We start from the raw sequence: 22,827 nt of genomic DNA on the forward strand, positions 1-22,827 counted from the left end.
TTCGGGAGCCGGACGCTTGCTGCACCGGTCGGATTCTCATTTCCCGCCACCCGGCCGGCATGACTTTTTTCCTTAACCTCACCGCATTACAAGGAAGGCACCCATGCGTAACGACGTCACCTCCGCGATCGCCACCAGCGAGATCTCCGACAGCGAGCTGGACAACATTGCCGGTGGCCTCGCCGCCGGTGCCGGCGCAGGTGCGCAGATCCACGCCGCCGGCCTGAACATCGACGCCACCCTCGGTGCGCAGGTCTCCCTGGCCCCCGGCCAGGCGCACGTCTCCGGTCTCGTCGCGGTGCACGCCTCCGGCGTCTGACAGCGACCGCCGCGACCTGCGTCGCGGCCGCTCCGACACGGCCCACCGTCGCCGACGGGTACCGGTGAGCCGGCCGGACACCTCGAACCCCGGAACCTCCAGGTTCCGGGGTTCGCCCGTTCCACGGCCGCGTTCCGTGGCGCGGCGGACGGCGGTGTCACACCTTCCGGTTCTGCCGCCCCCGGATGCCGAGGCGGCTGTGCGAGCGGCCGTACACGAAGTAGACGAGGAAGCCGATCCCCATCCAGATCGCGAACCGCACCCAGGTCTCGGCGGGCAGATTGATCATCAGCCACAGCGAGGCCAGGACGGACAGCGCCGGGACGAGCGGCACGAGCGGGGTACGGAAGGACCGCGGCAGGTCGGGGCGTGAGCGGCGCAGCAGCACCACGCCGATGGCGACCACCACGAACGCGAACAGGGTGCCGATGTTGACCAGTTCGGCGAGTTCGTCGATGGAGGTGAAGCCTGCCACGACGGCCACCACACCGCCGAGCAGGAGGGTCGACCGGTAGGGGGTGCCGAAGCTCGGGTGGACGCGGGAGAAGAATCGCGGCAGCAGCCCGTCCCGGCTCATCGCGAAGAACACCCGGCTCTGGCCGAGCAGCAGGATCATGCAGACCGAGGTCAGGCCGACGGCGGCACCGAAGCTGATCAACCCCGCGAAGAAGGGGTGCCCGAGGTCCTTGAAGGCATCGGCGAGCGGGGCGTCGGTGGAGAGCTTGCTGTACTTCTGCATGCCGGTGACGACGACCGAGACGGCGACGTAGAGGAAGGTGCAGATCGCGAGCGAGCCGAGAATGCCGCGCGGGACGTCGCGCTGCGGGTTGCGCGTCTCCTCCGCGGCGGTGGCCACGATGTCGAAGCCGATGAAGGCGAAGAAGACCACGGCCGCCGCGGTGAAGATGCCCATCGTGCCGAAGTCGGCCGGGGTGAAGCCGAACATCAGCTGGACGAGCGGCGCCGCCAGTCCGCCGCCGCCCTCGGTGGGCTTGCTCGGCGGGACGAAGGGCTCGTAGTTCGAGCCGGTGATCAGGAAGGCACCGGCGACGATGACCAGCAGCACGACGGTGACCTTGATGCCGACGACCACCGCGGTCACCCGCGAGGAGAGCTTCATCCCCAGCACGAGGATCGCGGTCAGCAACAGCACCAGGACACAGGCGAGCAGATCGAAGCCGAACTCCCCCTCATGGGTGCCGGACAGCCCCGCGGGCAGCTGCACCCCCGCGGTGTCCAGCAGCGAGCGCACATAGCCCGACCACCCGACGGCGACCACCGCACACCCCAGCGCCAGTTCCAGGATCAGGTCCCAGCCGATGATCCAGGCCGGCAGTTCACCGAGCGAGGCGTAGGAGAAGGTGTAGGCCGAACCGGCCACCGGGACGGTGGAGGCGAATTCCGCGTAGCACAGCGCGGCCAGCGCGCAGACGACACCCGCGACGACGAAGGAGAGGGCCACGGCGGGCCCGGCCTGCTCCTTGGCGATTTTTCCGGTGAGGACAAAAATGCCGGTGCCGATGACGACACCGACTCCGAAAACGGTCAGATCGAGCGCCGAGAGGGATTTCTTGAGCGCGTGCTCCGGCTCCTCGGTGTCCTGGATCGACTGCTCCACGCTCTTCGTCCGGAACATACCGTGACTGCGGCGCGAATCGGGCTGTGTGCCGTGCTCTGTGCTCATGGGCGAACCTCCGCCTGGACGACCCTCGCAATTCTCCTGAACTGACCGAGTCTCCGTAATGGCGCGAAGCAGCCAGGCCCGGCGGGCCTTCGGGCGGCGGTGATTCACCCGATAGGGCGCGGCCATGGATATGCCGAGGGGCCGGCCGGAACACCCTTTCGGATGACCGGCCGGCCCCGTGCGGCAGTGGTGGGGTCAGTCGCGGGCGACCTCGGCGGGCTTCGCCTCGTCCTTGGTCCCCACGGAGTCCGCGCTGTCCTCGTAGCGACCGTCGATCTTCGCGACCAGGCCGGTCACCTGGCGGGCGATGTCCGGCGCGGTGAGCCCGATCTCGGCCATGACCTCCTTGCGGGAGGCGTGGTCGAGGAAGCGCTCGGGGATGCCGAAGTCGCGCAGCGGGAGGTCCACACCGGCGTCCCGCAGCGACTGGGCGACGGCCGAACCGACGCCGCCGCTGCGGATGTTGTCCTCGACGGTGACGACCACGCGGTGCTTGGCGGCGAGGCCGGGCAGCTCCGCGTCGACCGGCTTGACCCAGCGCGGGTCGACGACGGTGGTGGAGATGCCCTGCTTGTCGAGCAGGTCGGCGATCTCCAGGCACATCGGGGCGAGCGCGCCGACCGACACCAGCAGGACGTCGGGCCGGGCGACCGTGGCGGCGGGAGCGCGCAGCACGTCCATGCCGCCCACCCGTCCGACGGCCTCGACGGCCGGGCCGACGGCGCCCTTGGAGTAGCGCACCACGGTCGGCGCGTCATCGACGTCGACGGCCTCGCGAAGCTGGGCGCGGACCTGGTCGGCGTCGCGCGGCGCGGCGATCCGCAGGCCGGGGACGACCTGGAGGAGCGACATGTCCCACATGCCGTTGTGGGAGGCGCCGTCGGTGCCGGTGACACCGGAGCGGTCCAGGACGAAGGTGACTCCGCACTTGTGCAGCGCGACATCCATCAGGACCTGGTCGAAGGCGCGGTTGAGGAAGGTCGCGTAGAGGGCGAAGACCGGGTGCAGTCCGCCCGTCGCCAGGCCCGCCGCGGAGACCGCGCCGTGCTGCTCGGCGATGCCGACGTCGTAGACCCGGTCGGGGAAGGCGGTGGCGAACTTCTGGAGGCCGACGGGCTGCAGCATGGCGGCGGTGATCGCCACGATGTCGTCGCGCTCACGGCCGAGCTTGACCATCTCCTCGCCGAAGACGGACGTCCAGTCCGCGCCGGAGGCCGCGACCGGCAGGCCGGTGTCGGGGTGGATGACACCGATGCCGTGGAAGCGGTCCGCCTCGTCCTGCTCGGCCGGCTTGTAGCCACGGCCCTTCTCGGTGAGGCAGTGCACGATGACCGGGCCGCCGAAGCGCTTGGCGCGCTGCAGGGCGGACTCCAGGGCGTCCAGGTCGTGGCCGTCGATCGGGCCGACGTACTTCAGGCCGAGGTCCTCGAACATGCCCTGCGGGGCGATGAAGTCCTTCAGACCCTTCTTGGCGCCGTGCAGGGTCTCGTAGAGCGGCTTGCCGACGACCGGCGTGCGCTCCAGGATGTCCTTGCCGCGGGCCAGGAAACGCTCGTAGCCATCGGTGGTGCGCAGCGTGGCGAGGTGGTCGGCCAGACCGCCGATGGTCGGCGCGTAGGAGCGCTCGTTGTCGTTGACCACGATGACCAGCGGGCGGTCCTTGGCGACGGCGATGTTGTTCAGCGCCTCCCAGGCCATGCCGCCGGTCAGCGCACCGTCCCCGATCACCGCCACGACGTGGTCGTCCTTGCCGCGCACCTGATTGGCCTTGGCCAGACCGTCCGCCCAGCCCAGCACCGTCGAGGCATGGCTGTTCTCGATGACGTCGTGCTCGGACTCCGCACGCGACGGGTAGCCCGACAGACCGCCCTTCGCCCGCAGCTTCGAGAAATCCTGACGCCCCGTGAGCAGCTTGTGCACATACGACTGGTGACCGGTGTCGAAGAGGACCCGGTCCTGCGGGGAGTGGAAGACGCGGTGCAGGGCGATGGTCAGCTCGACCACGCCGAGATTCGGCCCGAGGTGTCCGCCGGTCTTGGCGACCGCGTCGACGAGGAAGCTACGGATCTCCCCCGCCAGCTGCTCGAGCTGGTCGGGTCCGAGCCGGTCCAGATCGCGCGGTCCCTCGATGCGGGTCAGCAGCGCCACCCGTGCCTCCTTGTGCTGTCGAGCGTGTTCGAACCTGGTCGGGTCCGAGCTGGTCGAGCTTGCCGATCAGTCGAGTCTAATGTTCCGCCCGCTGCGCCGGTGGCCGGGCCTTGCGATGTATGTCACTCGGGTGAGGCGGTCGCACGGCGCACGCCGCGCAAAAGGCGCCGGCCCCCACCAGATCGTGCCTGGTGAGGGCCTGGCCGGCCGGACGGGGCGGGAGGGGCCGCGGGCGCGGCCCCGGAATCATGTTCTTCCGGCCGTTTTCTGTGTCCGCCGGGAGACCGAGTCGATCACGACGGCGGCGAGCAGCACCGCGCCGGTGATCATGTACTGGATCTCGCTGGCCATACCGAGCAGGTTCAGGCCCTGCTGGATGGACTGGATGACCAGCATGCCCAGCAGCGCGGACCAGATCTTGCCGCGGCCGCCGAAGAGGCTGGTGCCACCGATGACGGCCGCCGCGATGACGTTCATCAGGGTGTTGCCGGAGCCCAGGTTCTTGGTGGCGCCACCGGAGAGGCTGGCGATGAACAGTCCGCCGAAGGCGGCGAGCATGCCGGAGACGGCGAACACCGTGATGCGGATCTTGTTGACGTTGATACCGGCGCGCCGGGCCGCCTCGGCGTTGCCGCCGACCGCGAAGATCTGCCGTCCGTAGGTGGTGCGGCGCACCACGAAGTCGGCGAGGACCAGGACCGCGAGGAAGAGCACCAGGGCCAGCGGCAGGCCGCGGGCGCCCTCCGGCTCGTTCAGGACGTAGGCGACGGCGAAGGCGAGCAGCGCGACGACGCCGGTGCGCAGCAGGATCTCGCTGAGCGGGCGGGACGGCAGCACCGCGGCCCTGCGACGCTTGGCGTCCAGCAGCAGCGACCCGGCGTAGGCGAGGACGGCGATCAGCGCGAGACCGTACGCGGCGGCCTTGTCCTCGAAGTAGTAGCCGGTGAGGTTCTCCACCACGCTGCCGGTGGGTGTGTTGATGGAGCCTTCCTTGCCCATCATCCAGATCTGCAGGCCGCTCCAGCCGAGGAAGCCGGCGAGCGTGACCACGAACGCCGGGACGCCGACCTTGGCGAAGAAGAAGCCGTGCAGGGCGCCGATGGCGATGCCCGCGGCGATGGCGATCAGTACCGCGAGCCAGTCGTTGACGCCGTTGGTGACGCTGAGCACCGCCCAGACGGCGGCGCCGACGCCGGCCACCGAGCCGACCGACAGGTCGATCTCGCCCAGCAGCAGGACGAAGACGATGCCGACGGCCATGATGCCGAGGCCGGAGGTGTAGACGCCGATGTTCGCGAGGCTGTCGGCGGACAGGAAGCTGCTGTTCTTCAGCTGGAAGACGACGGCGATGACGAGCAGCCCGATGACGACCGGGAGCGAGCCCAGCTCACCGCCGCGCACCCGGCGCTTGAAGTCGCTGAGGTAGCCGGCGAAGCCCTGCTCGCGGACGAGCAGGCGCGGGTCGACGGCTGCGGGCTGGGGCGGGTCGACGGCGGCCGGGGCGGCGGTCGCGTCCGCCGCGTCCTCGCCGGCGGCGGGCTGCTTGGTGAGGTCACTCATGCGCCGGCCTCCTTCTTCACCTGGGTCGTACGCGCCTTGCGGCGGGTGACGGCGTTGTCCGAGGCGCCGGTGATGGCGGCGATGATCACTTCGTGGGAGGTGCCCTCGACGTCGAAGACACCGTTGTTGCGGCCCAGCCGCAGCACCGCGACGCGGTCCGCGACGGCCTGCACATCGGCCATGTTGTGGCTGATGAGGATGACGCCGAGGTTCCGCTCGCGCAGTCGTTCGACGAGGTCGAGGACCTGCGCGGTCTGCTCGACGCCGAGCGCGGCGGTGGGCTCGTCGAGGATGACGACCTTCGGGTCACCGATCAGCGCGCGGGCGATGGCGACGACCTGCCGCTGGCCACCGGAGAGCGCGGCGACGGGGATGCGGACGCTGGGGATGCGGATGGACAGGGTGTCCAGCAGCTCCTTGGCGCGCTTCTCCATCGCGATCTCGTCCAGGACGCCAGCGGTGCGGATCTCGTTGCCCAGGTAGAGGTTGGCGACGACGTCGAGGTTGTCGCAGAGCGCGAGGTCCTGGTAGACGGTGGCCACGCCGAGTTCCTGGGCGTCGTGCGGCTTGTTGATCCGGACCGCCGCGCCCTCCCACTCGATGGCGCCGTCGTCGACCGGGTGCACACCCGAGATGGTCTTGACGAGGGTGGACTTGCCGGCGCCGTTGTCGCCGACCAGGGCGACCACCTCGCCGGGGTGGATCTCCAGGGTGACGTCCGTGAGTGCTTGAACGGCGCCGAACCGCTTGGAGATTCCGCGCAACGCCAGCACAGGCGTAGCGGACACGTGAATCATCTCCTTCGCCGCCGTGGCAACGGCGGGGATGGTGCTGCGTGGAGCAGAGGGGGGTGGGTGCGAGGTGCGGTGGGTGCCGGCCGGAGCGGGAAGGGCTCGGGGGGCACCGGACCGGGGGCGCGGGGCCGCGGGCTGTGCCGCGCGGCCCCGCGGAGCCGGGGTGCTTACTTGATGCCGGCCGCCTCGCAGGCCGCCTTGAGGTCCGCCGAGCAGATCTGGCTCGCCTTGTAGACCTTGTCCTTGATGATCGTGTCCGCGATGTCGTCCTTGGTCACGATCTGCGCGTCGTAGAGCTTGGCGGGGATACCCTTGACCTCACCGCTGAGGCTGTCGACCTTGGTGTCCGTCAGGGAGTCGATCTTCCCGCCCTTGAGCAGCTTGACCGCGATCTCGGCCGTCGAGTCGGCCTGCGGCTTGATCTGCTTGTAGATCGTGAACGCCTGGTCGCCCTTGAGGATCCGCTGCAGGCCCGCGAGCTCGGCGTCCTGGCCGCCGACCGGGACCTCGACGCCCTTCTGCTTGAGCGCGGTGATGATGCCGCCGGCCATGCCGTCGTTGCCGGAGTAGACGCCCTGGAAGCCGTCCTTGCCGAGCGAGTCGAGAGCCGCGCCCATCTTCCGGTTCGCCTCGTCGGGCGACCAGTCGGGGATGTCCTGCTCGTACGCGATCTTCTTGACCTGCTTGTCGAGGACGCTGTGGGCGCCCTTCTTGAAGAACGGCATGTTCGGGTCGGTCGGCGAGCCGTTGATCATGACGACATTGCTGTCCTTGGCCTCGTCGCCGAGCGACTTGACCAGCGCCTCGCCCTGCAGGCGGCCGATCTTCTCGTTGTCGTAGGACACGTAGGCGGAGATCTCACCCTCGGCCAGCCGGTCGTACGCGACGACCTTGACGCCCTTCTTGGCGGCCTGGTTGACCCAGGACTTGGTGGCCTTGTAGTCGACGGCGTCCAGAATGATCACCTTGACGCCCTGGGTGATCAGCGCGTCGAACTGCTTCTTCTGGGTCTCGGTCTCCTGCGCCGCGTTGTTGTACTTCACCGTGCAGTCGCTGCACAGCTCCTTGATCTTCGCCTCCATGAGCGGACGGTCGAAGGTCTCGTAACGCGTGGTCTTGTTCTCCGGCAGCAGAAGGCCGATGGTCTTGTTGTCGCCGCCACCCGCCTTGTCGCCGTCTCCGGCCTTGCCGCACGCGGCCACGGAGAGGGCCATCGATACGGCGGCGGTGCCTATGACGACGCGACGCGTCCAAAGGTTCATTGGGGTTGCCTCCCTGACGAGGCCGCGTCGTTGCGGCCGAGGTGGCTGGAAGTCAACTCGGCCGCCAGCCCACCGTCAAGGAGTAAATCCTTAACGAGATGACAACGGTGCCATGCGTTAGCTGTCTGAACTCAGAGCGGATCAGGTGAGGGCAGGGGCCTCGGCGGCCTGCGCACCGTCGAGGAGGGAGGAATCCCCCATCTCGCTCAGCACCAGCGCCAGCGCGCCCAGCACCTCGGCACGCCCCCCGAGCGTGCCGGGGACGACGCCCAACTGCCGTGCGGCGCTGGGGATCGCGTAGCGCGACACGGACTCCCGGATGGGCGCGAGCACCAGCTCGCCGGCCTCGGCCAGATCGCCGCCGAGCACCACCCTGCTCGGATTGAGGAGATTGCACAGATTCGCCACACCACTACCGATATGACGGCCTACGTCCGCGATCACCCGCCGGCAGCCCGGATCGCCCTCGCGGGCCAGCTGCACCACCCGCGTCATGGTCAGGTTCGGGCCGTGGCTCGGCTGGAGCAGCGGAAGGACGTACCGGGCCGCGGTGAAGGTCTCCAGACAGCCGCGGTTGCCGCAGCGGCACACCGGGCCCGCCTCGTCCAGGGTGATGTGCCCGATCTCGCCCGCCGTGCCGCCCGGCCCGCGGTAGATCTGCCCGCTGATCACCAGACCGGCGCCGACACCGCTGGCGACCTTGATGTACGCGAGGTCGGCGGCGCCTCGGCCGCTGCCCCAGACCAGCTCGCCGAGCGCGCCGAGGTTGGCGTCGTTGTCGACGTAGACGGGCACCCCGAGCCGCTCCGACAGCGCCTGGCTGGGGTTCGTCCCGGACCAGCCCGGCAGGATCGCCGTCGAGCCGAGGGTGCCGGATTCCACGTCGATGGGGCCCGGGACGCCGAGGCCGACGCCGATCACCTTGCCGGGGGCGATCCCGGTCGACTCGACCAGCCTGCTGACCAGCTGCTCCGCCCGGTCGAACCCTTCCGCGGCGGAGGCGTCCACATCGATCGGCTCGGCCTCCTCGGCCAGCACCTGGTGGGCCAGGTTGCCGACCGCGACCCGCAGGTGGGAGTGGCCGAAGTCGACGCCCACCACGATGCCCGCGTCCCCGGACAGCGAGACGCTGCGCGCCCGCCGGCCGCCCGCGGACGTCGGGGTGACCTCGACGGTCCCGCCGTCCTTCAATTCGCGAACGATGTTGGAGACCGTCGCCGCGGACAGCCCCGTGCTCCGGGCGATCTCCGCCTGCGTGAGCGAGCCCGCCATGCGCACCGCGCGCACGACCCGCTCCAGGTTGGCCCGGTGCAGCGAAGACTGTGACCCCGGAGTCTCCATCGACTCATCCACTCCCATCTGGGGCTGGGGGCACCTCCCAGCCGTGGCTGGGGAGGTACGACGACCGCCCGCCGGCCGCACCCACGTCCTCGGGGGGCGGCTTCGAATTCAACATGTGAACCCTAAGCAGAACGCCAGCCGGGAAGTCTCGTCAAGGTGTTGAGCGAAGCATGATCGGAAGGCAGCTCATATGTGAAGCCGATGCCCGGCCTGTGTACCCGTGCCCACGCAGTGTGAGCAGGCGTGCCGGAGGGCGGTCCCGCCGCAGCGGAACCGCCCTTGTGGCGTGAAATCGCCGTTCACCGGCGAGGGGTCTACTTCAGCGCGCCGGCCGTCAGACCGGCCTGTACCTGGCGCTGGAAGATGAAGTACACGATGAGCACCGGCAGCATCGCGATCATCATGCCGGCCATCAGCCCGCCCCAGTCGCCCTCGTAGCCCTGTTGCAGCGCGATGTTCGCCAGGCCCTGGGTCAGTACGTACTTGTCCTCGTCCTGGTTGAGGACCATCGGCAGCAGGTACTGGTTCCACTGCCCCAGGAAGTTGAAGATCCCGATACTGATCAGGCCGGGCTTGGCCATCGGGAGCATCACCTGGAAGAACGTCCGGACGTGCGAGGCGCCGTCGATCATGGCCGCCTCCGCCACCGAGGTCGGCAGGGTGCGGAAGAAGGACGTCATGAAGAAGACCGTGAAGGGCAGCGAGTAGGCGATGTAGACCATGATCAGGCCCTGGTACGTCGCCAGCAGCGGCACGCCGGGGAAGTCCCGCATCACGAAGAACAGCGGGATGACCAGCATGAACACCGGGAAGGACATACCGGCGACGAACAGGTAGTAGATGAACCTGTTGCCCGGGAACTCGAACCGCGCCAGGACGTAGCCCGCCATCGAGCCGAGCACCATCGTCCCGATGACCGACCCGCCCACCACGATCAGGGTGTTGAGGAAGAAGCTGCCGATCTTGGCCTTGTTCCAGGCGTTGGCCCAGTTCTCGAAGTGCAGGGTGTCCGGCAGCGACCAGGGGGTGGTGAGGATGTCGCCGCTGCTCTTGAAGGAGCTCCACAGCACCCAGACCAGCGGCAGGCCCACCATCAGCGCCCACACGATCAGCATGCCGTGCGAGAAGACGTTCAGCACGCCGCCCTCGGCGCGCTTGCGCGACCCCTTGGCACGCCGGTGCTCGTCCAACCGCCGGCCGGTGAGGGCCGGCAGCTTCTCGACCGCATCGGTTTCCGTCGTCATGCGCCAGTCCCCCTAGAACTCGATCCGCTCACGCCGCGCGAAGCGCATCGTGAGCACGGCGAACAGCAGCGTCACGACGAGCATGGCGACACCCATGGCCGCCGCGTAGCCGAACTGGCTGTCGCGGAAAGCGGTTTGGTACAGCCGGAGCGGGACGACGTCCGTCGCGCCGTCCGGGCCGCCCATGTTGACCGACATGATCTGCACCAGGGCGAAGGCGTCCATGGCGATGATGCCCATGTAGACCCAGCCCGTCTGCACGGTGTCCCACAGCAGCGGCAGGGTGATCCGGAAGAAGGTGTGGAAGCGGTTGGCGCCGTCCAGCAGCGACGCTTCGTAGATCTCCCGGGGAATGGAGGCCATGGCGGCGGAGAACAGCACGACATAGAAGCCGACATTCGCCCAGACCATCACGACCATGATGCAGGCGAGGGCGATGCTCCGCTCGCCCAGCCAGGAGCTCTGGAGGGAATCGAGACCGACGGATCCGAGCAGCGAGTTGAGCATGCCGTCGTGCGGATCCGGGTTGTAGATGTTGAACCAGATCACCGAGATGATGGTGATGGAGATGACCTGGGGGAAGAAGTAGACGAATTTGTAGAAGGCGGCCCCGCGTACGCCGGTGATGACGGCGCCGCGCCGGGCCTTGCCGCCGACATTCAGCATGAAGGCGAAGAAGAGCCCCAGGGTGAGCGTGGCGATCGGCACCAGCACGAGCATGACGACGTTGTGCCGGAGCGCGTTCCAGAACTCGTCGCTGTGCAGCAGCTTGTCGTAGTTGTCCAGGCCGATGCTCTCGGCGGCGCCCCGCAGGCCGCTCCACTCCGTCGTCGAGATCTGGAACGCCTGGACGAACGGTGAGATCACGAAGATCGCGTAGATCAGCAGGGGCAGGGCCAGGAACCCCACGATGAATCGGTACTTGCCGTGTTGCATTGCGCTCCCCGGCCCTCCCTCGTCAGCGGTGGTGCGTGGTCAGGAACCGCGGTGGAACTTGGTGACGGAGTCGTCCTTGGCGAATTCGTCCGCGTACTGCTGAGCCTTCTTGATCCACTCCGCGGCCTTCATGTCACCGGTCAGCAGCTGACTGGTGAGACCGCCAAGCTTCTCGTCGGTCAGCTTGGGATACCACTCCTGCAGCTGAATCATCAGCAGATTCTCGCCACCGTCCTTCACGGCCTGGGCAGCGGAGGACAGACCCGGCGAGAGTTTCATCCCATCGGTCGCACCCTGGACCGAGGTGAGGGACTTGACCTTCGTGGCGAAGTTCTGCGCGTGCTTCTCGGACAGCAGAATGCGCAGCAGCTCCATGCCGCCGATCGGGTTCTTTCCACCCTTGGCGACGATGAACGGCTCGCTGGGTTCCGCGCGCAGCGTGCCGTGCGGCATCTTGTCGCCGCTGCCGCCGTCGAAGAGCGGGCCGACGGCCATCCCGAACCCGTCCGGCGTGGTCGGCGCGGACTCGTTCTCCACCCAGGAGCCGTTGGGGATGAAGGCGGCCTTGCCCCGCGTCCAGGCGGTCTGGGACTGGATGTGCGTCAGGCCCTGGCTGCCCTGGAGGAAGTAGCCCTTGGCGGCCAGCTCCTCGTAGTGCTCGATGACCTGCTTGACAGCGTCGTTGGACGTCCAGGCCTTCGGCTCCAGGTTGTCGATCGCGATCCACTTGTCCAGTCCGCCGATCTTGGCGATCTGCGGGAAGACGTTGAAGTGCACGTAGTACGGATACTTGCCCGGGTAGGTCCAGGGCGCGACCCCCGACTTCTTGATCTCGGCGCAGAGCTTGATCATGTCGTCGAACGAGGTGGGGTATTCCCAGCCCTTGTCCTTGAGGAGCTTGCTGGAATACCACGTTCCGTACACGGTGAACGCGTAATAGAGGACATCGAAGGTGTCCTTGTGCTTGCCCTTTTCCAGGGTGCTCGGGTAGAGCAGGTCGCGGACCTTCTTCTTCGGGTCGTCCAGCGACGGGGCGTCGAGCAGCGGCGCGAGATCCTGCAACTGCCCCTGGGAGGACAGCTTGTTCATGTCCAGGTGGTCGGAGCCGGAGTTGTCGATGAGATCCGGCGGATTTCCGCCGGCGAAGCGCGGCTGGAGCTTCGGGCCGACCTGCTGGGTACCGGTGTGCTTGATGGTGACGCCATACGTCTTGTTGTAGTCGGCCTCGGCGTCCTTGGCGTATTGGTCGCCCAGACCGCCCTTGAAGATGAACGCCTCCAGCGCAGCGCCCTTCTTCGCGCCGAGAGGGTTCTTGGCGGAAGTCGCGCCCTTGTTCTTGGTCCCGTCGGTCTCGCCGCCCCCACCACCTCCGGTGGCACACGCGGAAAGCGCGCTCATCGCCGGTACGGCGACGATTCCCAGGGCCGCGGCACGCTTGACCAGATCACGACGGTTGAATTCTGAGGTGGATCCCATGCTCAAGTCCTCGCCTTCTTCAGGACTCAGGCGGTGTACCGGAGCCACCCCGGCACCGCGGGTCAGATGAAGCTGAGTTGTACGGGATGTGCACCGGGCGCGCTAGAGATATGCGGGGAAATCATCCGTCCCCCGCAGTTCCCCCCGGATCCGCAGCCGCGTTCCCGCAGCCGGTCGGACGCCGACAGGTATAGTCCACTTCCGGTCGACGGGGCAAGATCGAATGCAGGGTTGGACGGCAGTCTTTCCCTAGTTGAGACCTCCCCGACATGCGGCGGATCGTGCGGCGTTCGCCGCCGCCGGCCCGCACGAGCGCATGTCCGACCCACGAATCGCAGCGCCACCCTTGACACCAAACTTCCCACGCACCTTACTTATCTCTGCATTACGCAACTGACAACGATGTCAATCTCGTTGAGAGGGCTCGCGTGCGGCTCAGACACCGGCACAGTCCACTGCGGCGGATCGCCCGCCCCGTCGCCCTCGCGGCGGCCACCCTGCTCGTCCTCACCGTGCACGGCCCGGCAGGGGCCGCGCCACCACAAGCTCCCCGCGGAGCGGCCGGGTTCAGCTCCTCCTTCGAGTCCGGGGACCCGCGCCCGGACTGGACCGACACCGCGGAGACCGGCCCCGACGGCACCCCGCGGGCCTCCGGCGTCAGCCCGGAGACCACCCCCGCGGCCCCCGGCATGACCACCAGGACCGACACCGGCCCCGCCGAGTCCCCCACCGCCAAGGCGAACGCCGGCTTCTCCGGCGGGCATGCGCTGCGCTACGCCGGCACCCACACCGGGCACCGGCGCGGCTATGCGTACAACAAGATCTTTGACGTCAACACCCGTGTCACCGCGGCCACTTCCCTCTCCTACAAGCTCTTCCCGGAGATGCGCACCACCGACGCCGACTACCCCGCGACGCATGTCGCCGTCGATCTCGCCTTCACCGACGGCACGTACCTCAGCGAACTGCGCGCCGTCGACCAGCACGGCGCCCCGCTGACGCCGCAGGGCCAGGCCGCTTCGAAGACGCTGTACGTCAACCAGTGGAACCACCGGGAGTCGCGGATCGGCGCCGTCGCGGCCGGCAAGACCGTCGACCGGATCCTGGTCGCCTACGACGCGGCCGAGGCCCCGCCGACCGCCCCCGCCTTCCGCGGCTGGGTCGACGACGTCACCCTCGCCGCCGAGGCCCCGGAGAAACCGCTCGGGCACCTGTCGGACTACGCCGAGACCACCCGCGGCACGCTGTCCAGCGGCAGCTTCTCGCGCGGCAACACCTTTCCGGCGACCGCCGTGCCCAACGGCTTCAACTTCTGGACGCCGGTGACCAACGCCGGCTCCTCCGACTGGCTCTACGAATACGCGCGGAAGAACAACGCCGACAACCTGCCCACCCTGCAGGCCTTCAGCGCCAGCCATGAGCCGAGCCCGTGGATGGGCGACCGGCAGACCTTCCAGGTCATGCCGTCGGCCGCGTCCGGGACCCCGGACGCCTCGCGCACCGCCCGCGCGCTGCCCTTCCACCACGCCAACGAGACCGCGAAGCCGCACTACTACGGCGTGACCTTCGACAACGGCCTCAAGACGGAGATCACCCCGACCGATCACGCCGCGATGATGCGCTTCACCTTCCCCGGCGACGACGCGAGCCTGATCTTCGACAACGTCAACAACAAGGGCGGACTGAGCCTGGACACCGAACGGGGCGTCGTCACCGGCTTCTCCGACGTCAAGAGCGGCCTGTCGACCGGCGCCACCCGGCTCTTCGTCTACGGCGTCTTCGACGCGCCGGTCACCAAGGGCGGCGGGCTCGACGGCGGCGGAGGCAAGGACGTCACCGGCTATCTGCGCTTCGCGCCCGGCGCGGACCGGACCGTGACCATGCGCATCGCCACATCGCTGATCGGGGTGGAGCAGGCGAAGGCGAACCTGGCCCGCGAGATCCCGACCGGCGCGTCCTTCGACGGCGTGCGGAAGGGTGCGCAGGCGCAGTGGGACGACATCCTGGGCCGTATCGAGGTCGAGGGGGCGAGCCGCGACCAGCTCACGACTCTCTACTCCAACCTCTACCGGCTCTACCTCTACCCCAACTCCGGTTCCGAGCAGGTGGGTTCGCGTACGCGCTACGCCAGCCCGTTCTCGCCGCAGGTCGGCCAGGACACCCCGACGCACACCGGATCGAAGATCGTCGACGGTGAGGTCTACGTCAACAACGGCTTCTGGGACACCTATCGCACCACCTGGCCTGCCTATTCGCTGCTCACCCCGAAGCGGGCCGGAAAGATGGTCGACGGGTTCGTGCAGCAGTACAAGGACGGTGGCTGGATCTCGCGCTGGTCCTCCCCCGGGTACGCGGACCTGATGACCGGGACCAGCTCCGATGTGGCCTTCGCCGACGCGTACGCCAAGGGGGTGCGCTTCGACGCCGAGGCGGCGTACGAGGCGGCCGTCAAGAACGCGACCGTCGCACCGTCGAATCCGGGCGTCGGCCGCAAGGGGATGAACACCTCACCCTTCCTCGGCTACACGAGCACCAACACCCGGGAGGGCGCGTCCTGGGCGCTGGAGGGATACCTCAACGACTTCGGCATCTCCCGCATGGGCAAGGCGCTGTACGAGAAGACCAAGAAGCCGCGCTACAAGGAGGAGTCCGACTACTTCCTCGGCCGCGCGCAGAACTACGTCAAGCTCTTCGACGACAGGGTCGGCTTCTTCCAGGGCAAGGACGAAAAGGGCAACTGGCGTCTGCCGGCGGACAAGTTCGACCCGCGCGTCTGGGGCAACGACTACACCGAGACCAACGCCTGGAGCTTCGCCTTCACCGCGCCGCAGGACACCCGCGGCCTCGCCAACCTCTACGGCGGGCGCACCGGACTGGCCAAGAAACTGGACACGTACTTCTCCACCCCGGAGACCGCGTCCAAGGAGTTCGCCGGCTCCTACGGTGACGTCATCCATGAAATGACCGAGGCCCGCGACACCCGCATGGGCATGTACGGGCACAGCAACCAGCCCTCGCACCACATCGCCTACACCTACGACGCGGCCGGGCAGCCCTGGAAGACACAGGAGAAGGTCCGCGAGGTGATGTCCAGGCTCTACCTCGGCAGCGAGATCGGGCAGGGGTATCCGGGCGACGAGGACAACGGCGAGATGTCCGCGTGGTACGTCTTCAGCTCGCTCGGCTTCTATCCGCTGGTGATGGGCCAGGGCGAATACGCGGTGGGCTCCCCGCTGTTCACCAAGGCCACCGTCCACCTGGAGAACGGTCGCGACCTCGTCATCAAGGCACCCCGTAACAACGCCCGCAACGTCTACGTCCAGGGCCTGCGGGTGAACGGCAAGGCGTGGAACTCCACCGCCCTGCCGCACGACCTGCTGGCCCGGGGCGGCACCCTCGACTTCGCGATGGGCGCCGAACCGTCCGCCTGGGGCAGCGGGAAGAACGCCGCCCCGGCCTCCGTCACCAAGGACGACGAGGTCCCCTCCCCGCCGGGCGATCTAACCGGCACGGACGGTCCGCTCTTCGACAACACCTCGGACACCTCCGCGGCGCTCACCGACGCCCCGGTCGAGCTGACGGAGTCCGCCGAGGTCACGTCGTACACCCTCACCTCGGCGGACCACGCCGCGGCTCCCACGGGCTGGACGCTGGAGGGCTCCGCAGACGGCACCCGTTGGAAGCCGCTGGACCGGCGCAGCGGCGAGTCCTTCACCTGGGACCACCAGACCCGGGTGTTCGCCGTCGACCGGCCGGGCGAGTACCGGCACTACCGGGTGGTGCCCTCGGGGAAGGGCGAGCTGGCGGAGGTGGAGCTGCTCGGGGCGTCATAAGTCGCACCGATGTACGCGGTTCCTGTGCACCTGTTCGACTGATCACGTGACGCGTCCCCTATGGGGGCGCGTCACGCCTCTTGTCCGAATACTTGGAGACAGAGGTGCTTCACCCTCTCGCCGTACGCGCGGGCGCATACGGACCCGGCTCGCGACGGCGGCGCTCGTCGCGGCTCTGGCGGGCACGACCGCAGGCACGGCCTTCGCCGACAGCCCACCGCCGTCCGAGGCGCCTCGCCTCAAGGCCGTGCAGACGCCCGAGGCCGCGCAGGCAGACGCCGGGGAGGTGTACGACACCCCCTTCTTCTTCGTCCTGGACGGCGTCGACCAGAAGGGCAGCCTGTATCTGTACGCCCCGGACAGCAAGGGCGCCTTCGGCCCCCGCGACAAGATCTTCGACGGCGACGGCATCGGGGACTTCACGTACCTCAAGGCCGCGGCGCAGGTCGACAACGACAAGGACGGCTACTCCGACGCGACGTACTACGGGACCGACGAGGGGGTCCTGTCCTACACCTGCACGAACGCCGACGGCGAGGTGAAGACCCGCCGGATCGGCGGCGGTTGGGACATCTACGCCAAGGTCCTCTCCCCGGGCAGCATCGGCGGCGCCAAGGAGTCCGACATCCTCGCCGTCGACAAGGCCGGTGTGCTGTGGACGTATCCGGCCCGCCCGGACGGCACCGTGACCCCGCGCGGGCGCGTCGGCGCCGGCTGGAACACCTACAACCCCCTCCGCTCCAACGGTGACCTGGACCGGGACGGCACCGCCGACCTGCTGGCCCGTGCCGCCGACGGCAGCCTCTCCTTCCACCGGGACACGGCCAGGCATCCGCCCCGTACGCCAAGCCCGTGAAGCTGCGCGGGAGTTTCGGCAGCTACCGCCTGATGTTCTGAGGCCGTCCCGGCCGCAGCAAAGCACAAGGGCCGCACCCCGTCTCCGGGGTGCGGCCCTTCAAGCGCGGGTCAGAGCCTGCGCCCGTGCGCTCAGCTGTTGATCAGCGAGCGGAGCACGTACTGCAGGATGCCGCCGTTGCGGTAGTAGTCCGCCTCGCCGGGGGTGTCGATGCGCAGCTTCGCGTCGAACTCGACCTCGCCGGCCTTGACCTTGACGGTCTCGGGGATGCCACCGTCGTTCAGGCCGGTGACGCCGGTGACCGAGAAGGTCTCCTCGCCGGTCAGGCCGAGCGCCTCGGCGGACGCGCCCTCGGGGAACTGCAGCGGCAGAACGCCCATGCCGATGAGGTTCGAGCGGTGGATGCGCTCGTAGGACTCGGCGATGACGGCCTTGACGCCGAGCAGCGCGGTGCCCTTGGCCGCCCAGTCGCGGGAGGAGCCGGAGCCGTACTCCTTGCCGGCCAGGATGACCAGCGGGGTGCCGGCGGCCTGGTAGTTCTGCGACGCGTCGTAGATGAAGGAGACCGGCCCGCCGTCCTGGGTGAAGTCGCGGGTGAAGCCGCCCTCGGTGCCCGGCGCGATCTGGTTGCGCAGGCGGATGTTGGCGAAGGTGCCGCGGATCATGACCTCGTGGTTACCACGGCGCGAGCCGTAGGAGTTGAAGTCGCGACGCTCCACACCGTGCTCGGTGAGGTACTTGCCGGCCGGGGTGTCGGCCTTGATCGCACCGGCCGGGGAGATGTGGTCGGTGGTGACCGAGTCGCCCAGCTTGGCCAGCACCCGGGCGCCGGCGATGTCCTCGACGGGGGTCGTCTCCATGGTCATGCCCTCGAAGTACGGGGGCTTGCGCACGTAGGTGGACTCGCTGTCCCACTCGAAGGTGTTGCCGGTGGGGATCGGCAGCGCCTGCCACTGGGCGTCACCGGCGAAGACGTCCTCGTAGGACGAGGAGAACATGTCCTGGCCGATCGCGGAGGCGACGACCTCGTTGACCTCGGCCTCGGAGGGCCAGATGTCCTCGAGGTGGACGGGCTTGCCGTCCTGGTCGACGCCGAGCGCGTCCTTGGTGATGTCCACCTTCATCGAACCGGCGATGGCGTACGCGACGACCAGCGGCGGGGAGGCGAGGTAGTTCATCTTGACGTCGGGGTTGATCCGGCCCTCGAAGTTGCGGTTGCCGGAGAGCACCGAGGTGACGGCCAGGTCGTGGTCGTTGACGGCCTTGGAGACCTCGTCCGGCAGCGGGCCGGAGTTGCCGATGCAGGTGGTGCAGCCGTAGCCGACGAGGTTGAAGCCGACCTTGTCGAGGTACGGGGTCAGGCCCGCACGGTCGAAGTAGTCGGTGACGACCTTGGAGCCCGGGGCGAGCGTGGTCTTGACCCACGGCTTGCGGGTCAGGCCCTTCTCTACCGCCTTCTTGGCCACCAGCGCGGCGGCGACCATGACGTACGGGTTCGAGGTGTTGGTGCAGGAGGTGATCGCGGCGACGGTCACGGCGCCGTGGTCGATCTGGTAGGTCGAGCCGTCGGGGGCGGTGACGGTGACCGGGTTCGTCGGGACGCCGTTGGTGGAGGCCGGGGCGTCGGACGCCGGGAAGGACTCCTTGCCGGCCTCCTCGTCGTCGGCGACGTAGTTGCGGACGTCGACGGCGAACTGCTGCGCGGCGTTCGCGAGGACGATGCGGTCCTGCGGGCGCTTCGGGCCGGCGATCGACGGGACGACCGTCGCGAGGTCCAGCTCCAGCTTCTCGGAGAAGTCGGGCTCGGCGGCCGGGTCGAGCCAGAGGCCCTGCTCCTTGGCGTACGCCTCGACGAGCGCGACCTGCTGCTCGCTGCGGCCGGTGAGCTTGAGGTAGTTCAGCGTCTCGTCGTCGATCGGGAAGATCGCGGCGGTGGAGCCGAACTCCGGCGACATGTTGCCGATGGTGGCGCGGTTGGCGAGCGAGGTGGCGGCGACGCCCTCGCCGTAGAACTCGACGAACTTGCCGACGACACCGTGCTTGCGCAGCATCTCGGTGATGGTCAGGACGAGGTCCGTGGCGGTGGTGCCCGGGGTCAGCTCACCCGTCAGCTTGAAGCCGACCACGCGCGGAATGAGCATCGAGACGGGCTGGCCGAGCATCGCGGCCTCGGCCTCGATGCCGCCGACGCCCCAGCCCAGCACACCGAGGCCGTTGACCATGGTGGTGTGCGAGTCGGTGCCGACGAGGGTGTCGGGGTAGGCCTGACCGTTGCGGATCATGACCGTACGGGCCAGGTGCTCGATGTTGACCTGGTGCACGATGCCGGTGCCCGGGGGGACGACCTTGAACTCGTCGAAGGCGGTCTGGCCCCAGCGCAGGAACTGGTAGCGCTCCTTGTTGCGGCCGTACTCCAGCTCGACGTTCTGCGCGAACGCGTCGTTGGTACCGAACTTGTCGGCGATGACGGAGTGGTCGATGACCAGCTCGGCCGGGGCGAGCGGGTTGATCTTCGCCGCGTCGCCGCCGAGCTCCTTGACGGCCTCACGCATGGTGGCCAGGTCCACGACACAGGGCACACCGGTGAAGTCCTGCATGATCACGCGGGCCGGCGTGAACTGGATCTCCTGGCTGGGCTGGGCCTGGGAGTCCCAGCCGCCGAGGGCCCGGATGTGGTCGGCGGTGATGTTCGCGCCGTCCTCGGTACGGAGCAGGTTCTCCAGCAGCACCTTCAAGCTGTACGGCAGACGGGCGGAGCCCTCGACCTTGTCCAGCTTGAAGATCTCGTACGACTCGTCGCCCACCTGCAGCGTGCTGCGGGCGTCGAAGCTGTTCGCCGACACGACAGTCTCCTTCATGCATGAATTCGCGCGTACCACCGCAATGCTGCCGTCACAGGCCCTTGCCCATCCGCTAAGGTATGCCTAAGTTAGGTACGCCTTACTGGCGCGGCAGCGGTACGCCTCTCGGCAGATATCTCGATGTCGAGATAACTCTAGTACATCACCGCGCCGAGGTCATGCCCTGGCCTGCCCTCCTTTCTCCGGGAGGCCGGCGCCCCACCCGCGCAGGGGCGGGGAAAGCGCCGCGCAGACCCGCCCGCGACCGCTCTGACCTCCTCGGCTCCGACGTCCCCGGCATTCGTCCATAGGGCGGGCACAGGCGCGGGCCGCTGCGTATCTTCGTGTCACAACGGCCTGGGCCGGGTCCGTCGCGTCCGTGACGGACCGCTACGGAGGAAGATCACCGATGGACGAACGTGACCGGCTGGCGGAGCGCTTCGAGGGCCACCGCCCCCATCTGACGGCGGTGGCCTACCGGATGCTCGGCTCGCTGAGCGAGGCGGAGGACGCCGTCCAGGAAGCCTGGCTGCGAACCGAGCGGTCCGGTGTCGACGGGGTCGAGAATCTGGGCGGCTGGCTGACGACCGTCGTCGGGCGGATCTGCCTGGACCAGCTGCGCACCCGCAAGACGCTGCGCGAGGACTCGCTGGAGACACATGTCCCCGAGCCGGTGCTCAGCGGCGCGGACGGTATCGATCCCGAGCAGGAGGCCGTGCTGGCCGACTCGGTCGGGCTCGCGCTGCTCGTCGTGCTCGACACCCTGGCTCCCGCCGAGCGGCTCGCCTTCGTCCTGCATGACATGTTCGCCGTGCCGTTCGACGACGTCGCCCCGATCGTCGAACGCACTCCGGCCTCGGCGCGGCAGCTCGCCAGCCGCGCACGACGCCGGGTCCAGGGCGCCGCGCCGGTGCCGGACACCGACCTCGCCCGGCAGCGGAAAGTGGTCGACGCCTTCCTCGCCGCCTCGCGCCAGGGCGACTTCGACGCGCTGCTCGCGCTCCTCGACCCGGATGTGGTGCTGCGGGCCGACAGCGGCGAGGCGATGCCGAGCCTGTCGAAGCTCGTCCGCGGGGCGCGGTCGGTGGTGGCTCAGGCGCTCACCTTCTCCAAGGCCGCCCTGCTCGCCCGCCCCGCGCTGGTCAACGGGGCCCCGGGGCTCGTCACGATCCGGGAGGGGCAGCTGCTCTCGGTCATGGCCTTCACCCTCGTGGACGGCAAGGTCGTCGAGCTCAACATCCTCGCCGACACGGCACGCCTCAAGCGGGTGGACGTGAGCCGGCTCGACGGCTGAGGACCGGGCGGTCTGCCGCGTACGGGGCGTGAGTTGGCGCGCCCCGTACGGGCGCTGCATGGCCGGGCAGGAGGCGAGCGGCCGAAAGGACGGCGGCGCGCGGGGGCCCGCTCGGATCAGCAGCTCGGTCCGCCGCTCAGGGCAGCCGCGCGGTGCGACACCTCGCCCCGGCAACCGGCCCCCGCGGCTCGCCTCAGCAGCTCGGGACCGCGCCGCCCTTGTTCAGTGCGGTGAGCGCGTGCACGGCGCCCTTCAAGCTCGTGACGGGTATCAACCGCAGCCCGTCCGGGGCGTCCTGCGTCTTCGCGCAGTCCGCCCTGGGAAGTAGGAACACGGTCGCCCCGTCCCGCTTGGCGGCCTGGGTTTTCAGCGCCACCCCGCCGACGGCCCCCACCGTCCCCTTCGCGTCGATGGTCCCGGTGCCGGCTATCGTGCGGCCGCCGGTCAGCTCGCCGCCGTCCCCGTCACCGTCCAGCTTGTCGACAACGCCGAGCGAGAAGAGCAACCCGGCGCTCGGCCCGCCCACATCGGCGAGGCTGAGCTTCACCTTCACCCGGTCCGGATCCTTCCCCAGGTATCCGAGCGCGGCGGACGCAGCGGCGTGCTGGGAGTCCTTCATCTCGGCGAGGTTGTGCTCGGCGATCTCCGCCTCGGACTTCCCGGGCGGGAAGACCGCGTCCTTCGGCATCACCGCACGGTCCGTACGGAACCACCCGTCGATCACCTCGCCCAGACGGATATCGGCGCGCGGCGCGGTCGCGACGATCGCCGTCATCCGCAGCCGGCCGCTGGTCTCCCGCACCGGAGCGCCGGTGAGAGAGATGACGTCCTTGCCCTGATACTCCCCCAGCACATTCGTGGTCTGGCCCGGTCGCGCGAGGGAGTACGGCAGGGGCGCCAGCCCCGCCACGGCCAGCAGCGCCACGACCGGGACGGCGGTCAGCGCGAGAGAACGGGGGCGGGAGGAGTCTCCGTCAGCGGCGGGTGACCCGGCTCGGGAGGTGGCTCCGTCGCGGGAGGAGGCTCCAGCACGGGAAAGGCGAGTGATCACGCCGCCCAATGTAACTGCCGTGCGCAGGGCACCCGCAGGCCCGTGCGGTTCCGGAGACAAGGCGCCCGCCTCGCCGGGCGGGCAGGGCCGAACAGGTGCATTTCGAGTGTCGTGACAGGGGGTCGACGGAGGGCGCGCACACCGTCGCGTTCCCGCTCGGGCCGCATCCGCCGAGGCCCGCCACACACC

The 22,827-nt window shown here is 68.8% G+C and carries 15 protein-coding genes; 4 read left to right on the forward strand and 11 right to left on the reverse strand.

What is annotated here, in order from left to right:
- Positions 1-103 precede the first annotated feature (103 nt).
- A complete protein-coding gene (locus QOM21_RS09355) occupies positions 104-319 on the forward strand; it encodes a hypothetical protein (protein ID WP_407549288.1) in 216 nt (71 codons plus the stop codon).
- A 157-nt stretch (positions 320-476) separates the two neighbouring features.
- Here QOM21_RS09355 and QOM21_RS09360 read toward each other — a convergent pair whose 3' ends face one another.
- The 9 genes from QOM21_RS09360 to ngcE form a co-directional block, all read right to left on the reverse strand.
- A complete protein-coding gene (locus tag QOM21_RS09360; RefSeq protein WP_407549289.1) occupies positions 477-2,003 on the reverse strand; it encodes an amino acid permease in 1,527 nt (508 codons plus the stop codon).
- A 195-nt stretch (positions 2,004-2,198) separates the two neighbouring features.
- The gene (gene dxs, locus QOM21_RS09365) at positions 2,199-4,151 is read right to left on the reverse strand and encodes a 1-deoxy-D-xylulose-5-phosphate synthase (RefSeq protein ID WP_407549290.1); all 1,953 of its coding nucleotides are present in this window, start codon (positions 4,149-4,151) and stop codon (positions 2,199-2,201) included.
- Positions 4,152-4,397: 246 nt separating this feature from the next.
- The gene (locus QOM21_RS09370) at positions 4,398-5,711 is read right to left on the reverse strand and encodes a sugar ABC transporter permease (protein ID WP_407549291.1); all 1,314 of its coding nucleotides are present in this window, start codon (positions 5,709-5,711) and stop codon (positions 4,398-4,400) included.
- A complete protein-coding gene (locus tag QOM21_RS09375) occupies positions 5,708-6,508 on the reverse strand; it encodes an ATP-binding cassette domain-containing protein (RefSeq protein WP_407549292.1) in 801 nt (266 codons plus the stop codon). The genes QOM21_RS09370 and QOM21_RS09375 overlap by 4 nt, the downstream gene beginning before the upstream one ends.
- 164 nt (positions 6,509-6,672) lie before the next feature.
- The gene (locus tag QOM21_RS09380; protein ID WP_407549293.1) at positions 6,673-7,767 is read right to left on the reverse strand and encodes a substrate-binding domain-containing protein; all 1,095 of its coding nucleotides are present in this window, start codon (positions 7,765-7,767) and stop codon (positions 6,673-6,675) included.
- Positions 7,768-7,908: 141 nt separating this feature from the next.
- Positions 7,909-9,108 carry an ROK family protein gene (locus QOM21_RS09385; protein ID WP_407549294.1) on the reverse strand — a complete coding sequence of 400 codons (1,200 nt, stop codon included), beginning with the start codon at positions 9,106-9,108 and terminating at the stop codon, positions 7,909-7,911.
- Positions 9,109-9,422: 314 nt separating this feature from the next.
- On the reverse strand, positions 9,423-10,352 hold the full coding sequence (locus tag QOM21_RS09390) for a carbohydrate ABC transporter permease (protein WP_407549295.1): 930 nt from the start codon (positions 10,350-10,352) through the stop codon (positions 9,423-9,425).
- Between the two features lie 12 nt (positions 10,353-10,364).
- Complete coding sequence (locus tag QOM21_RS09395) at positions 10,365-11,288, reverse strand: carbohydrate ABC transporter permease (RefSeq protein WP_407549296.1); 924 nt, start codon at positions 11,286-11,288, stop codon at positions 10,365-10,367.
- Between the two features lie 39 nt (positions 11,289-11,327).
- Positions 11,328-12,764: an N-acetylglucosamine/diacetylchitobiose ABC transporter substrate-binding protein gene (gene ngcE, locus QOM21_RS09400; protein WP_407549297.1), complete on the reverse strand. Its 1,437-nt coding sequence runs from the start codon at positions 12,762-12,764 to the stop codon at positions 11,328-11,330.
- 428 nt (positions 12,765-13,192) lie between these two features.
- Here ngcE and QOM21_RS09405 point away from each other — a divergent pair, with 428 nt between their 5' ends.
- Positions 13,193-16,597, forward strand: a complete 3,405-nt coding sequence (locus QOM21_RS09405; protein WP_407549298.1) for a GH92 family glycosyl hydrolase — start codon at positions 13,193-13,195, stop codon at positions 16,595-16,597.
- A gap of 247 nt (positions 16,598-16,844) precedes the next feature.
- Entirely contained in the window at positions 16,845-17,453 is a 609-nt protein-coding gene (locus tag QOM21_RS09410; protein ID WP_407549299.1) for a hypothetical protein, read from the forward strand.
- 131 nt (positions 17,454-17,584) lie between these two features.
- On the opposite strand, the gene acnA is transcribed toward QOM21_RS09410, so the two are convergent.
- On the reverse strand, positions 17,585-20,296 hold the full coding sequence (gene acnA / locus QOM21_RS09415; protein ID WP_407549300.1) for an aconitate hydratase AcnA: 2,712 nt from the start codon (positions 20,294-20,296) through the stop codon (positions 17,585-17,587).
- 406 nt (positions 20,297-20,702) lie between these two features.
- Between acnA and sigJ the strand changes: the two genes are divergently transcribed.
- Complete coding sequence (gene sigJ / locus QOM21_RS09420; RefSeq protein WP_407549301.1) at positions 20,703-21,587, forward strand: RNA polymerase sigma factor SigJ; 885 nt, start codon at positions 20,703-20,705, stop codon at positions 21,585-21,587.
- 193 nt (positions 21,588-21,780) lie between these two features.
- Here sigJ and QOM21_RS09425 read toward each other — a convergent pair whose 3' ends face one another.
- Complete coding sequence (locus QOM21_RS09425; RefSeq protein ID WP_407555621.1) at positions 21,781-22,530, reverse strand: S16 family serine protease; 750 nt, start codon at positions 22,528-22,530, stop codon at positions 21,781-21,783.
- Between the last annotated feature and the right edge of the window lie 297 nt (positions 22,531-22,827).

The organism is Streptomyces sp. Pv4-95, from assembly GCF_045782725.1.
Lineage (GTDB): Bacteria > Actinomycetota > Actinomycetes > Streptomycetales > Streptomycetaceae > Streptomyces.